The organism is Arthrobacter sp. E44 (assembly GCF_041877125.1).
Lineage (GTDB): Bacteria > Actinomycetota > Actinomycetes > Actinomycetales > Micrococcaceae > Arthrobacter.
Genome location: NZ_JBHDJA010000003.1, coordinates 132,789 through 147,461, shown reverse-complemented (window position 1 = coordinate 147,461; position 14,673 = coordinate 132,789). Strand labels below are relative to the sequence as shown.

12 protein-coding genes are annotated in these 14,673 nt (G+C 66.5%); 8 read left to right on the top strand and 4 right to left on the bottom strand.

All coding sequences use genetic code 11. The features are described 5' to 3' along the window. Window positions 1-12: 12 nt before the first annotated feature. Window positions 13-1,383 (top strand): 4-aminobutyrate--2-oxoglutarate transaminase, encoded by a 1,371-nt coding sequence (gene gabT, locus ACETK3_RS04480; protein WP_237428702.1) that lies wholly within the window; start codon window positions 13-15, stop codon window positions 1,381-1,383. A 78-nt stretch (window positions 1,384-1,461) separates the two neighbouring features. Here the strand turns inward: gabT and rarD are convergent, their stop codons facing one another. Further along, the gene (gene rarD / locus ACETK3_RS04475; protein WP_237428701.1) at window positions 1,462-2,490 is read right to left on the bottom strand and encodes an EamA family transporter RarD; all 1,029 of its coding nucleotides are present in this window, start codon (window positions 2,488-2,490) and stop codon (window positions 1,462-1,464) included. Window positions 2,491-2,608: 118 nt separating this feature from the next. Between rarD and ACETK3_RS04470 the strand changes: the two genes are divergently transcribed. From ACETK3_RS04470 to ACETK3_RS04445, 6 genes are all read left to right on the top strand, one after another. Further along, window positions 2,609-3,604, top strand: a complete 996-nt coding sequence (locus ACETK3_RS04470; protein WP_236802909.1) for a DNA topoisomerase IB — start codon at window positions 2,609-2,611, stop codon at window positions 3,602-3,604. A 38-nt stretch (window positions 3,605-3,642) separates the two neighbouring features. Further along, window positions 3,643-5,109, top strand: coding sequence for an FAD-dependent oxidoreductase (locus ACETK3_RS04465; RefSeq protein ID WP_373462160.1), 1,467 nt, complete (start codon window positions 3,643-3,645; stop codon window positions 5,107-5,109). A gap of 154 nt (window positions 5,110-5,263) precedes the next feature. After that, window positions 5,264-6,625: a GAF domain-containing protein gene (locus tag ACETK3_RS04460; RefSeq protein ID WP_237428700.1), complete on the top strand. Its 1,362-nt coding sequence runs from the start codon at window positions 5,264-5,266 to the stop codon at window positions 6,623-6,625. Between the two features lie 170 nt (window positions 6,626-6,795). Next, complete coding sequence (locus ACETK3_RS04455; protein WP_236799197.1) at window positions 6,796-8,319, top strand: aldehyde dehydrogenase family protein; 1,524 nt, start codon at window positions 6,796-6,798, stop codon at window positions 8,317-8,319. A 3-nt stretch (window positions 8,320-8,322) separates the two neighbouring features. Next, window positions 8,323-8,730, top strand: a complete 408-nt coding sequence (locus tag ACETK3_RS04450; protein ID WP_236799196.1) for a DUF779 domain-containing protein — start codon at window positions 8,323-8,325, stop codon at window positions 8,728-8,730. Window positions 8,731-8,902: 172 nt separating this feature from the next. After that, window positions 8,903-10,465 carry an amino acid permease gene (locus tag ACETK3_RS04445; protein WP_237428699.1) on the top strand — a complete coding sequence of 521 codons (1,563 nt, stop codon included), beginning with the start codon at window positions 8,903-8,905 and terminating at the stop codon, window positions 10,463-10,465. A gap of 105 nt (window positions 10,466-10,570) precedes the next feature. Here the strand turns inward: ACETK3_RS04445 and ACETK3_RS04440 are convergent, their stop codons facing one another. The 3 genes from ACETK3_RS04440 to ACETK3_RS04430 form a co-directional block, all read right to left on the bottom strand. Then, window positions 10,571-11,206: a DUF2461 domain-containing protein gene (locus ACETK3_RS04440; RefSeq protein WP_236799194.1), complete on the bottom strand. Its 636-nt coding sequence runs from the start codon at window positions 11,204-11,206 to the stop codon at window positions 10,571-10,573. A 123-nt stretch (window positions 11,207-11,329) separates the two neighbouring features. Continuing rightward, window positions 11,330-12,826, bottom strand: a complete 1,497-nt coding sequence (locus ACETK3_RS04435; protein WP_236799193.1) for a catalase — start codon at window positions 12,824-12,826, stop codon at window positions 11,330-11,332. A 7-nt stretch (window positions 12,827-12,833) separates the two neighbouring features. Beyond that, on the bottom strand, window positions 12,834-13,319 hold the full coding sequence (locus ACETK3_RS04430; protein ID WP_142133005.1) for a Fur family transcriptional regulator: 486 nt from the start codon (window positions 13,317-13,319) through the stop codon (window positions 12,834-12,836). Between the two features lie 80 nt (window positions 13,320-13,399). On the opposite strand from ACETK3_RS04430, the gene ACETK3_RS04425 reads away from it, so the two are divergent. Next, complete coding sequence (locus ACETK3_RS04425) at window positions 13,400-14,671, top strand: MFS transporter (RefSeq protein WP_237428697.1); 1,272 nt, start codon at window positions 13,400-13,402, stop codon at window positions 14,669-14,671. The last annotated feature ends 2 nt before the right edge of the window (window positions 14,672-14,673 follow it).

Here is a 14,673-nt window from a genome sequence, read left to right as displayed (position 1 = left end):
GAAAGTAACCCCATGACCACCACCGCAGCAGACATCACTTACCGCCTGGAGCAGAAGCGCCGCGTCCAGGCCGACTTTCCCGGCCCCAAGTCCGTGGCACTGACCGAACGGCGTAAGTCCGTGGTTGCCGCCGGCGTCGCTTCCAGCGTTCCGGTCTACGTGGCCGACGCCGACGGCGGCATCATCCAGGACGTCGACGGCAACTCGTTCATCGACCTCGGCTCAGGCATCGCCGTGACCAGCGTGGGCGCCTCCGACCCCGCCGTGGTCGGCGCGGTCAAGGAAGCCGTGGAGCACTTCACCCACACCTGCTTCATGGTCACCCCGTACGAAGGCTACGTGGCCGTCGCCGAGCAGCTGAACCGCCTCACGCCGGGCGACCACGAGAAGCGCACCGTCCTGTTCAACTCCGGCGCCGAGGCCGTGGAAAACGCCGTTAAGGTGGCCCGCCTGGCAACCGGCCGGGACGCCGTCGTCGCCTTTGACCATGCCTACCACGGCCGCACCAACCTGACCATGGCGCTGACCGCCAAGGCCATGCCGTACAAGACCAACTTCGGCCCGTTCGCCCCCGAGGTCTACCGGATGCCGATGAGCTACCCGTACCGCGAGGAAAACCCAGCCATCACCGGTGCCGAGGCCGCCAAGCGCGCCATCACCATGATCGAGAAGCAGATCGGCGGCGACCAGGTTGCCGCCATCATCATCGAACCCATCCAGGGCGAGGGCGGCTTCATCGTCCCGGCCGAAGGCTTCCTCCCGGCGCTGGCCGCCTGGGCAAAGGAGAAGGGCATCGTCTTCATCGCCGACGAAGTCCAGTCCGGCTTCTGCCGCACCGGCGAATGGTTCGCCGTCAACCACGAGGGCGTTGTCCCGGACATCCTGACCATGGCCAAGGGAATCGCCGGCGGCATGCCCTTGTCCGCCATCACCGGCCGCGCCGACCTGCTGGATGCCGTCCACCCGGGCGGCCTGGGCGGCACCTACGGCGGCAACCCGGTGGCGTGTGCCGCTGCGCTGGCCGCCATCGGCTCCATGGAGGAATACAACCTGAACGGCCGTGCCCGCCACATCGAGGAACTGGCCCTCGGCCGGCTTCGCGACCTGCAGGCTGAACTGGCCGGTGCCGGAACCGACGTGATCGGTGACATCCGTGGCCGCGGCGCCATGCTCGCCGTCGAACTGGTCCAGGCCGGCTCCAAGGAGCCGAACCCGGAACTGACCAAGGCTGTTGCAGCCGCCTGCCTCAAGGAAGGCGTCATCATCCTCACGTGCGGCACCTACGGCAACGTCATCCGCCTGCTGCCGCCGCTCGTCATCACCGATGACCTGCTGGCAGACGGCCTGGAAGTCCTCGCCGCCGCCATCAAGGCCAACGCATAGCCGGAACGACTCCCTCCGGCAACGCAAGGAAGGTGGGCCCGCAGTCGCGGGCCCACCTTCTCTTTGGTTAATTCAGGATCAGGAGGCCTGGCGAAGCGCCCTGCGGGCCAGCGAGTTGCGGCGCGCCGCCCGGAGCATGTCCAGGGTCAGCAGCACCAGGGCCAGCCACACCACCCCGAACCCGATCCAGCGCTCAACGGTCATGGTTTCACGGAACACGAGCAAGGCCACCAGGAACTGCAGGACGGGGGCGAAGTACTGGAGCAGCCCGATGGTGGTCATGGGCAGCCGGCGCGCGGAGGCGCCGAAGAACAGCAGCGGAACGGCAGTGATCACGCCGGACGCCAGCAACAGCCAGAAGTGCCCCGCGCCTTGGGTGGTCAGCGTCGAGCTTCCGCTGGCAGCAAGGACCACCATGGCCACGGCAGCCAGCGGGGCGAGCACCATGGTCTCCACGCTGAGGCTGGTGATGGCGTCCACTTTCGAGCCCACCCGGTTCTTCACGAAGCCGTACAGGCCAAAGCTGAACGCCAGGGTGAGGGCGATCCAGGGCAGCTTTCCGTAGGAGTAGGTCAGGACGCCCACGGCCACGAAGCCGACGGCCACCGCGGTCCACTGGAGCGGCCGCAGCTTTTCCTTCAGGACCAGCACGCCCAGCAGCACCGAGACGAGCGGGTTGATGAAGTACCCCAGGGATGTTTCCACGGCCTGCCCCGTAGTCACCCCGTACGTATAGGTCAGCCAGTTGATGGCGATCAGGAACGCCGCCAGCGCCAGGGAGCCAAAGACCACCCGGTCCTTCAGGGCCGCGGCAAGCACCCGCCACGTCCTGGTGACCGTGATCAGGAGCGCGCAGAACAGCAGCGACCAGACCACGCGGTTGGCGACGATTTCGACGGCCCCCGCCGGCATAAGGATGAAGAAGTACAGGGGGAGCAGCCCCCACAAAACGTACGCGCCGATGCCGAACAGCATCCCCGCCGTCGTGTCCTTGCCAACGGGCACGGGGCCCGCAGGTGCCGGGGCACCTGCTGGGGATTTTGCGGCGGGCGGAGCGGCGGCTTCCGGGGCGGCGACGGGCGTGACTGGCGAGGTTCCTTCTGGCATGGGCACGCTCTCAATAACAGCATCCGGCGGGCGGGTATTCCAGCAGGCAGGCGGCAATCCGGAAAATAGTCAGTAGGCTTGCTTTCATGACATGTGCGCCTTTGCCGAAGCCCGCCCCATGAGGCTCCGGCGCAGCAATGCCTCGGGCCGTGGCTACCGCAGGGTGGCCGCCGGCAAGGGGTTCAGTTACCGTGACCTGGACGGCTCCACGCTTCCACCCGGCCCGATCCGCGACCGGCTGGAAAGCATCGGCATCCCGCCGGCATGGACCGACGTCTGGATCGCCCCGTTTGAGAACGGCCACATCCAGGCCACCGGGGTGGACGGGGTGGGCCGCCGCCAGTACATCTACCATCCGGAGTGGCGCGAGCGTAAGGACAGGGTGAAGTTCGACCGGTCGCTCCAGTTGGCCGAATCGCTTCCCGCAGCCCGGCGGCGCGTCACCATGGACCTGCGCAGCGACGGCTTCACCCGCGAACGCGTCCTGGCCGGCGCCTTCCGGATGCTGGACAGCGGGTCACTGCGGGTGGGGTCTGAGCGGTACACGAACGAGAATGGCAGCCGCGGCCTTGCCACCCTGCTGTGCGCCCATGTCCAGGTGCGAAAAGACCGGATCATACTGCGCTTCCCGGCCAAAAGCGGCAAGGACTGGGAGTCGGAAATCCGCGATCCGGACCTCGCCGTCCTGCTGCGCCTGCTCAAGCGGCGCGGTCCCAACGCCCGGCTCCTGGCCTACAAGGAGGGCAGGGTGTGGCGCCCGGTCACAAGCGCCGACATCAACGCCTACGTAAAGGAGCGCACCGGCTCCGACTTTACGGCCAAGGACTTCCGGACCCTGCGCGGAACGGTGGCAGCAGCGGAAAGCCTGGCCCGCACCGGTGTCCAGCGCACTGCCGCCAAGCGGAAGCGGGCCATCAGCCGGGCCATGTATGACGCCGCGCAGACGCTGGGCAACACCCCGTCCATCGCGCGGAAGAGCTACGTGGATCCCCGGGTGGTGGACCACTACCACGACGGTGAAACCATCGACCCGAAACGGCCGGACTCCGCGGAAGCCGAACTGCGCGCGCTGCTGTACCGCGAAGGCAAGGTTGTGCCGCTGGCCGCCAACTAGAATGGGGGACTGTGCGCTGCACCGTGCTGCGCACCCTCATGGATCATGAGCAGGACCAGTCAGAAGGGCTCCCGGTGTCCAACCACAGCGAAACCCCGTCCAACCGTCCCCTCCGCGTTGCCATCATCGGCGCGGGACCGGCAGGAGTCTACGCTGCGGACATCCTCACGAAGTCCAGCGGCGTGAAGGACGGCGACTTCCAGGTCAGCATCGACCTTTTTGAGGCCTACCCGGCGCCTTACGGCCTGATCAGGTACGGTGTGGCCCCGGACCACCCCCGCATCAAGGGCATCGTGAACGCACTGCACAAGGTCCTGGACCGTGGCGACATCCGCTTCCTGGGGAACGTCACCTACGGCCGGGACCTTACGCTGCACGATTTCCGCGCCTTCTACGACGCCGTCATCTTCTCCACGGGTGCCGTCAAGGATGCGGACCTGGACATTCCGGGCGTTAATCTGCAGGGTTCCTTCGGCGGTGCGGACTTTGTTTCCTGGTACGACGGCCACCCCGACGTCCCCCGCGAGTGGCCGCTGGAGGCCAGGGAAATCGCCGTCATCGGCAACGGAAACGTGGCCTTGGACGTTGCCCGCATGCTGGTCAAGCACCCCGAGGAGCTGCTCAGCACCGAGATCCCGGACAACGTCTATGCCGGTTTGAAGGCCTCGCCCGTCACCGACGTCCACGTCTTCGGCCGGCGCGGCCCCGCGCAGGTCAAGTTCACCCCGCTGGAGCTGCGCGAGCTCAGCCACATGAACGACGTCGACATCGTCCTGTACCCGGAGGACTTCGAGTTCGACGAGGCCTCGGACGAGGCCATCCGCACCAACAACCAGGTGAAGACCATGGTGAACACCCTCACCAACTGGCTGGTGGAGGAGCATGCGGAGTCCGAGAACCCCTCCTCCCGCCGGCTGCACCTGCACTTCCTGCACAACCCCGTTGAAGTGCTCGACGACGGCACGGGCAAGGTGGGCGGCATCAAGTTTGAGCGCATGCAGCTGGACGGGACAGGGAACGCCAAGGGGACGGGGGAGTACGTCGAGTACCCCGTCCAGGCCGTCTACCGTGCCATCGGCTACCACGGCTCGGCCCTGGACGAACTGGAGTATGACGCCAAGCGCGGCGTCATCCCCAACGAGGGCGGGCGCGTCCTGGACGCCGACGGCAACCCCGTTCCCGGCGTTTACACCACGGGCTGGATCAAGCGCGGTCCCGTGGGGCTGATCGGGCACACCAAGGGTGACGCGCTGGAGACCATCGGCTTCCTCCTGGAGGACCGTCTGAACCTGCCCGCGGCGAAAAATCCCGATCCGCAGGCCATCATCGATCTTCTTGAGGAACGCGGCATCGAATACACCACCTGGGAAGGGTGGAACAAGCTCGATGCGCACGAGGCAGGCCTGGGCGCAGCCTGGACCGGCCCGGAGGAACTGAACCACGTGGTGCGCGAACGCATCAAGGTTGTGCCGCGTGAGGACATGATCCGCATCTCCCGCAGCTGACCGGGGGTCGCGGCGGCGGGAGCGGAGGCGCTGAGGGATCTGGTCCGGATACACCCAGTACACCGGCACCCATGACACGCAGTTCTGGTGCGGCTATGCTGGCTTGGCCACCTCCAGCCTCAAGCGCTGGACAAAACTCTGGACCGGGAGTTCGATGACGAACCTGCTCCACCCTGAACCGCTCCAGCGCGCCGCGCTGGCGGGACATGAGCGCCTGGCTGACCTGGCTCCACAGCATCCGGGCCGGGGCGACGCCACGCCCGAAATTCCGGGCCTGCGCAAACTCATCCGCGAGTCCTGGCAGCGGTCCGCACGCTTCAAGGCCAATCCTGACAACGTGGCCGCCCGCTTGGCCTTCGATTGGGACGAGCTGGACGACTACCGCCGGCAGCACCCCTTGGCCGCCATCATGCCGGTCATCAACAAACTCCTGGTCCAGCCGAGCCATGACAGCGGCCTCCTGGTGGCCGTGGGCGACGAGGTGGGAAGGCTGCTGTGGGTGGACGGCGACCCCACCCTCCAGCGCCGCGCCGAAGGCATGATGTTCGTTCCCGGCGCCGACTGGTCCGAGGCAAGCGTCGGCACCAGCGCGCCCGGCACCGCCCTTGCCCTGGGCAGGGGGATCCAGATCGCCGGAGCGGAGCACTACCAGCGCGCCGTGCATCCCTGGAGCTGCACCGCCGTCCCCTTCCATGACCCCGACTCCGGCGCCCTGCTCGGCGTCGTGGACATCACCGGCACGGACACCGCGGTGGCCCCGCACACGCTCTCGCTGGTGGAGGCCACGGTGGCCGCCGCCCAGGCGCAGCTGCGGGTGGAGCGCCTGCAGCATGCCGCGGAGCTGGCCAGGAAGGCCGTACGACGGCGGCCGACGGCTTCCGGAAGCAGGCAGGCCCCAGGTGCCAAGGAAGGCAGCCTCTACCGCAACAGCCTCCAACTGCTGGGCCGCGACCAGGCGCTGCTCAGCCTGGCCGGCCGGACGGTTTCCCTGTCCGCCCGGCACAGCGAGATCCTTGCCCTGCTCAGCACACACCCGGAAGGGCTCAGCGCCGAGGAACTCGGCTCGCTGCTGTATCCAGGGGAGGGTTCCACCATTACGCTCAGGGCCGAGATGGTCCGCCTCCGGAAGATCCTCCAGGAGCTGAGCCCGGAGGCCGTTCCCGGCTCACGCCCGTACCGGCTCCCGCTGGACCTGGTGCCGGACACGGGCCAGGTGCTCAGCTGCCTGCAGCGCGGTGCGCACCGGATTGCCCTGGCGATCTACCGTGGCGAGGTGCTTCCGCGCTCAGAAGCGCCCGGCATTGTGGACTTGAGGAACAGGGTCTCGTCCCTGCTCCGGGAAGCTGTCCTCACGGACGGCAGCGCCGAGTCCCTGCTCAAGTTCGCCGCGCTGCCCGAAGCAAGGGACGACGTCGGTATCCGCCGGGCTGCGCTTCGCCTCCTGCCGCCGCGCTCACCCAAGCGCGCCGCCGTCGTCGCCGACCTGGAACGGCTGGAAGCCGAGCTCCGTGCCTGACAGCCAGTAGGTGGTTGAGCTTGTGGACACCAGGTTCCGACAAGCTCAGCCCGCGGTTGTGATCCGCAACCCACCCGTGCAACCTTGCTGCAACCTTTCCCCTCCTACGCTGGGTCCATCGGCGGGCGCCCTGGTGGGCCAGCCTTCTGCACAGCAAAGGAGCTAAGCACATGACCGTTTACGCACAGCCGGGAACCGACGGTTCGAAGGTCACCTTCAAGGACCGGTACGAGAACTGGATTGGCGGCGAATGGGTGGCCCCGGTGAAGGGCCAGTACTTCGACAACATCACCCCGGTAACAGGCAAGGCATATTGCCAGGTGGCCCGCGGCACGGCCGAGGACATTGAACTGGCCCTGGACGCTGCCCACAAGGCCGCACCTTCCTGGGGCAAGACCTCCGTGGCGGAACGGGCCGCCATCCTGAACAAGATCGCCGACCGCATCGACGAAAACCTCGAGATGCTGGCCGTCGCGGAAACCTGGGACAACGGCAAACCCATCCGGGAAACGCTCAACGCGGACCTGCCGCTGGCCGCGGACCACTTCCGCTACTTCGCCTCCGCCGTCCGGGCGCAGGAGGGCAGCCTCTCGCAGCTGGATGACAACACCACCGCCTACCACTTCCACGAGCCGCTCGGCGTGGTGGGCCAGATCATCCCCTGGAACTTCCCCATCCTGATGGCCGTCTGGAAGCTTGCGCCCGCGCTCGCCGCCGGCAACACCGTGGTGCTCAAGCCCGCGGAGCAGACGCCGTCGTCCATCCTTGTGCTGATGGAGCTCATTGCGGACCTGCTGCCGGCCGGTGTGCTTAACGTGGTCAACGGCTTCGGCGTCGAAGCCGGCAAGCCGCTGGCGTCCAGTTCCCGGATCCGGAAGATCGCCTTCACCGGCGAGACCACCACGGGGCGTCTCATCAGCCAGTACGCCAGCCAGAACCTCATCCCCGTCACGCTGGAACTGGGCGGCAAGAGCCCCAACATCTTCTTCAACGACGTAGCCCAGGAAAACGACGCCTTCTACGACAAGGCCCAGGAAGGCTTCGCCCTGTTTGCGTTCAACCAGGGCGAAGTGTGCACCTGCCCGTCACGTGCGCTGGTCCAGGAGGACATCTACGAGTCCTTCATGGCGGACGCCGTGGCCCGGGTGGAAAAGATGATCCAGGGCAACCCGTTGGACACCGAAACCCAGGTGGGTGCGCAGGCGTCCAACGACCAGCTGGAGAAGATCCTGTCCTACATCGACATCGGAAAGCAGGAAGGCGCCAAGATCCTCACCGGCGGTGCCCGTGCCGAGCTGCCGGGCGACCTGGCCGGCGGCTTCTACGTCCAGCCCACCGTGTTCGAGGGCCACAACCGCATGCGGATCTTCCAGGAGGAGATCTTCGGCCCGGTGGTGGCCGTGACGAAATTCAGCGACTACAACGACGCCATGGGCATCGCCAATGACACGCTCTACGGCCTCGGCGCCGGAGTGTGGTCCCGCAACGGCAACGTGGCCTACCGCGCAGGCCGCGAGATCCAGGCCGGACGCGTCTGGGTGAACAACTACCACGCCTACCCGGCAGGCGCGGCGTTCGGCGGCTACAAGTCCTCGGGCATCGGGCGCGAGAACCACGCGATGATGCTCGACCACTACCAGCAGACCAAGAACCTGCTGGTCAGCTACGACGAAAACAAGCTGGGCTTCTTCTAGGCCATGGCTTCGACCAGGCTCGATGCCGCCGTGACGCTGCCCGGGGAAGACTTTTCCCGGGTGGCGCTCACGCCCGCGGCCGTGGACCTGCTGCGCATGCTGTGGGACCGGCATGGCCCGCTCATGTTCCATCAGTCCGGCGGCTGCTGCGACGGGTCCGCTCCCATGTGCTACCCGGCAGGTGACTTCATCACAGGGGAGTCCGACATCCTCCTGGGACTGTTCGACCTGTCCGACGGGCTGCAGCCCCAACCGCTTGAGTTCTGGATGTCGCGCGAACAGTTCAACTACTGGAGCCACACCCACCTCAGCGTCGATGTTGTGCCAGGCAGGGGGAGCGGCTTTTCCGTTGAAGCCCCTGAGGGTAAACGTTTCCTGATCCGGTCCACGCTGATGGACTGGCCCGCCTAGAAGTTCGATCCGCCGCCACTGGGGCTCTCCTTTGGGAGGGCCCCCAGTGCGTTGGCGGAACATTATTCGGTCATTAGGGCGTCTCACTATTCGGGACGATTGGGACCGTCCAGTGGATGGACACTATCGTTGATAGGTCTGTTTCCATCACAAACCAGGATTGTGACCCCTTATGAACCTTCTGCGGACAAAATCCATCGAGCAGTCGATCGCCGACGCCGATGAGCCCGGACGCAAGCTTAAGCGTTCCCTCAGCACCTGGGACCTCATGATCATGGGCGTCGCCGTTGCTGTTGGCGCCGGTATCTTCTCGGTCGGCGCCAAGGCCGCCGCAAACTTTGCCGGTCCCGCCGTGACGCTCTCCTTCGCCATCGCGGCCGTCACCTGCGCGCTGGCCATCATGTGCTACGCCGAGTTCGCCACCGCCATCCCCGTGGCGGGTTCGGCCTATGTCTTCACCTACGCCACGATGGGCGAACTTCTTGCCTGGATCATCGGTTGGAACCTGATCCTGGAGCTGTTCACGGCCGCGGCCGTGATCGCCAAATACTGGGGCATCTACCTCAGCAAGGTGTTTGCCCTCACCGGCCTGGACATTCCCCCGGCCATCTCGCTGGGCGGCGTGGACCTCTACTGGGGCGCTTTCCTGATCGTTGCCATCTTCACCGTGCTGCTGGTGCTGGGCACTAAGCTCTCCGCTCGGGTGGGCAACATCTTCACGCTGATCAAGATCGCCGTGGTGCTGTTCGTGATCGTGGTGGGCTTCACCTACGTGAAGTTCGAAAACTACGCCCCGTTCGTTCCCGCTGCCGAGCCCACTGCGGGCACCGGTGCGGCGGACGTCCTGAAGCAGTCGTTCTTCGGCTTCCTGACGGGCGCTGCCCCTGCCCAGTACGGCACCGCGGGCATCTTTGCCGGCGCCGCCCTGGTGTTCTTCGCCTTCATCGGCTTCGATGTGGTGGCCACCTCCGCCGAGGAAGTGAAGAACCCGCAGAAGACCCTGCCCCGCGGCATCTTCGGCGGCCTGGCCCTGGTGACGCTGCTCTACATCCTGGTCTCCCTGGCCCTGACCGGCATGGTGTCCTACACGCAGCTGGCCGAAGCCAAGAGCCCCACCCTCACCACCGCGTTCGAAGCCGTGGGCGACACCTCTGCCGCCAAGGTCATCGCCTTCGGTTCCCTGGTGGGCCTGACCACCGTGATCATGGTGCTCCTCATGGGCCTGTCCCGCGTGGTGCTGGCCATGAGCCGCGATGGCCTCCTGCCGCGGGCACTGTCCAAGACCAGCGACAAGCGCGCCACGCCGGTCCGCCTCCAGATCATCTGCGGCACCGCGGTTGCCCTGGTGGCAGGCCTCACCAACGTGGACCTGCTCGAGGAAATGATCAACATCGGCACGCTGTCCGCGTTCGTGGTGGTCAGCCTGGGCATCCTGGTGCTGCGCAAGAAGCGCCCGGACCTGAAGCCCGCCTTCCGCGTCCCGTTCGGCAAGGTGCTCCCGGTGGTCTCAGCCCTGCTCTGCCTGTACCTGATGACCAACCTGGCCGTGGAGACCTGGATCTTCTTCGCGTTCTGGCTGGTCCTGGGCCTGGCGATCTACTTCGCCTACGGCCAGCGCCACTCGCGGCTCAACGAGCGCTTCGCCGAAGCCAACGCGGCGGTCAATGGCATTTCCAGCACCGCTGCCCTCGCGGCCGCTGAAGCTGATGACGAGGACGAGCTGAGCCGCACCTGACGGCCCTCGAATCCGCCCGACGGCCGGCGCATCACCAGCTGTCCAACTGCCCGCCCGGCCTGTGCCGGGCGGGCAGTTGCTTTTCCAGCCTGCAACTTTGCAAGTTCAGGGCGCCGCGTACTTCCCCACCCACTCGACCAGCGGCCGCAGCTGCCGCCACCTGGCGGCAATCTCGTCCGTGGCGGCTTCCGTGGAAAGCCACTCCGGCTGGCCCAGGTCCACTCCCGTATACAAGGTCTTGTGCTTGAGAAGCTCCGCCCGTGGGTGGTCCCGGCCGAAACCGCGGGGCACCGTCTTGAGCTTCTCGCCTTCAATGAGAAAGCCGGCGGCCGCCACCGCATCCACGATCTCCTCCAGGGCGGCGCCACTCCCCGGGGCGTCCGCTGCCGCCCGGAACCTGGCCAGCTGGGCGGGGGTGTGGGAGCGATAGCCCCCTCCTACCAGCAGCCCGTCGGCGCTGACCTGCAGGTAGTAACCCACCCCTTCCTGCCGGGTGGCGAAGGCGCCCTGGGCAGTCTTGTAGGGTGACTTGTCCTGGGAAAAGCGGACGTCCCGGTAGGGGCGGAACAGCCTGGCCGGACCAAACTCCGGCTCCAGGACCGCCAAAAGTGCTTCCAGTGGCTCCTTGACCGCGGCGTCGTACACGTCCTTGTGGCCAAGCCACCAATCGCGGTTATTGTTCTCTTCCAGCTCCGCATAGAAACGGAAGGCTTCCGTAGGAATGCCTGCAAATGTGTTCATGAACGGAGCCTAGGAGGGCCGCCCGGGGCAGGCCAGGGGACCAGGACCGTATGTGCAAAAAGACCACCCCGCCACGGAACCCGTGGCGGGGTGGTCTTTCGGTTAAGCCTGCAGGAAGCCTGGTCAGCCGATCTTGTTGGCGGACTCTGCATCCGAGGCCGGAGCCGACGGGGCAGCCCCGGCGCCGAGGTTAGCGCGCAGCTTGGCGCCCAGTTCGGCGTCGACGTTGGTCCAGTACTGGATGGCGCGTTCCTTGATGTCGGAACGCTTGACGCCGCCTACTGCGCCGGTGATCGTCTCCAGGAAGCGGGCCTTTTCGGCTTCGTTGTAGACCTCGCGGTACAGCGCGCCGGCCTGGACGAAGTCGCCGTCCTCTGCGTGGAGGGAGTGCGCGGCGAGGGTCAGCTCGCCGTCGTTCTCCCAGCCGCCGGCGGTGTTCTGCGGCTCAACTGCAGCCGGACCACCGAAGGTGTTGGGCGCGTAGACCGGAACGGAGGGAGCGTTGAACAGGAAGCGTCCCTGGCCGTCCTGGCTGTAGTTGTTGACCTGGTTCTTGGGCTGGTTCACCGGGATCTGCGCGTGGTTGGTGCCCACGCGGTAGCGGTGTGCGTCCGCGTAGGAGAAGATGCGGGCCTGCAGCATCTTGTCCGGGGAAGCGGCGATGCCCGGCACGAAGTTCGACGGCGCGAAGGTGGCCTGTTCGATCTGCGCGAAGTAGTTCTCCGGGTTCCGGTTCAGCTCCATGGTGCCCACCTTGATCAGCGGGTAGTCCGCGTGCGGCCACACCTTGGTCAGGTCGAACGGGTTGAAGCGGTAGCTCTTGGCGTCCTCGTAGGGCATGACCTGGACGTGCAGGTCCCAGGAGGGGAAGTTGCCGGCTTCGATGTTCTCGGACAGGTCGCGGATGTAGAAGTCCGCGTCGGAGCCGGCAAGCTGTTCGGCCTGCTCGGAGCTCATGGAGTTCACGCCCTGGTTGGACTTGAAGTGGTACTTGACCCAGAAACGCTCGCCCTCCGCGTTGATCCACTGGTAGGTGTGCGAGCCGTAGCCCTGCATTTCACGCCAGGAAGCGGGCAGGCCGCGGTCACCCATCAGCCAGGTGACCTGGTGTGCGGACTCGGGGGACAGGGTCCAGAAATCCCACTGCATGTCGGCGTCGCGCAGGTGGGTGCCCGGGAGGCGCTTCTGCGAGTGGATGAAGTCCGGGAACTTGATGCCGTCGCGGATGAAGAAGACGGGGGTGTTGTTGCCCACGAGGTCGTAGTTGCCCTCGCTGGTGTAGAACTTCACGGCGAAGCCGCGGGGGTCGCGCCAGGTGTCCGGGGAGCCGTTCTCGCCGGCAACGGAGGAGAAGCGGATCAGCATCTCGGTCTCGACGCCCGGCTGCAGGAATGCAGCCTTGGTGTACTTGGAGATGTCCTCGGTGGTCTTGAACGTGCCGAATGCACCGCCGCCCTTGGCGTGCACTACGCGCTCCGGAACCCGCTCACGGTTGAACTGGGCAAGCTTCTCCACCAGGTAGTGGTCAGTCAGGATGATGGCACCATCGGCACCAACTGACTTCGAGTGTGCGTCGGACGTAACCGGCGCGCCTGACTGGGTTGTGGAAACGGCAGTCATTGTTCTCCTATTTCTCTTTTTCTTGCGAGGGACTGTGGGGAGGAAGTTGCTGGGCCTGCTGGCACTCCTGGCAGATGCCCTGGTACATGACGTCGGCGATCTGGATAGTCATCGGCTTGGCGTCCGGGTTCCAGTGCGGGGTGAGGCACGGGGCGTGGCCGACGGCGCAGTCCACGTCCTCCACGCGCCCGCAGCTGATGCAGATGGCGTGGTGGTGGTTGTCGCCCACACGCGTTTCGTACAGGGCGGGGGAGTGCGGCGGCTCAAAACGGCGCAGCATGTGCAGGTCCGTCAGGTCGCCGAGGACCACATAGACGGACTGGGCCGTCAGTTCGGGGAGCTCGGCGCGGGCGGCGGCAAGGATGCTTTCGGCAGGGGAATGCGGGTGGCGTTCGACGGCGGCGAGTACAGCGAGCCGCTGCTTGGTCACCCTGCGGCCATGGGCGCGCAGGGCTGCAGCCCATGCTTCCTGGCCATCAAAGTGCTCCGTCATGGCTCCATTGAAGCACTTATTTTGAGCAACTCACAATAAGGCTCGGCTAACCTCTCCCCGCGTCCCGCTAGTGTTACGGGGTGGGGAAATTACTTGCCGATGTCACGCCGCTCAAGGAAAGCCCCGCATTCCGCCGGCTCTGGCTGGGATCCGCAGTGTCCGCCGTCGGCAGCCAGCTGACCTTGGTGGCCGTGAGCCTGGAGGTGTACCGGCTGACCCAGGACAGCTTTTACGTGGGCCTGCTGGGCATCTTTGCACTGGTTCCCCTGGTGATAGGCGGCCTGATGGGCGGCTCCATCGCCGACGCCCACGACCGCCGCCGGATCGCCCTGCTGGCCTCCGCCGTGCTGTGGCTGACCACCGGCCTGATCGCGCTCCAGGCCTGGCTGCATCTGGGAAACGTCTGGGTACTGTACCTGCTGGTGGCACTGCAAAGCGGGGCCCAGGCGATCAACCAGCCGGCCCGCAGCGCCATCATCCCCATGCTCATCCGCAAGGAACTCCTGCCCGCGGCCAACGCCCTGAGCATGCTGTCCATGGGCCTGGCCATGACCGCCGGACCCCTGCTGGCCGGCGTGCTGGTGGCCTGGCTGGGATTCGGCTGGACCTACACCATCGACTTCGCCAGCTTCGCCTTCGTCCTCTGGGCGGTGTACCGGCTTCCGCCCATGGCGCCCGCCGGAGCCGGCGGCAGGCCGGGAATCCGCTCCGTCATCGAGGGTTTCCGGTTCCTGGGCACCCGCCCCAACCTCCGCATGACCTTCATCATCGACCTCGTGGCCATGATCCTCGCCCAGCCGCGGGCGCTGCTTCCGGCTGTCGCGGCGCTGATGATCGGAGGCGGGGAGGCGACCGTGGGCATCCTGCTGGCGTGCACCGCCGTCGGGGCCTTCCTGGCCGGTCTGTTCTCCGGGCCGCTGGGCAGCGTGCGCAGCCAGGGGACCGCCGTCGTCGTTTCCGTCATGGGCTGGGGCGCCTCCATTGGAGCGTTCGGCGCGGTGGTGCTGCTCGCCGGGCCCGCGCCCGACGGTGCTGTGACCGTGTGGCTGCTGCCCGCCGCCGTCTGCTGCGCCCTGGCCGGCATCGCGGACTCTATCAGCAGCGTCTTCCGCAACACCATCCTCCAGGCCGCAGCCCCCGACCATCTGCGGGGTCGGCTCCAGGGCGTGTTCATCGTGGTGGTCGCCGGCGGTCCGCGGATCGGCGATCTGCTGGCAGGTGGCGCGACTAAGATTTTGAGTGAGGGCTGGGTCCTGCTGCTGGGAGGCGGGCTGTGCATCGCGGGGGCGTGGCTGGCGGCGAAGCTGCAGCCGGGCTTCCGGAAGTACGATGCGCGGAACCCGGTTCCCTAGCA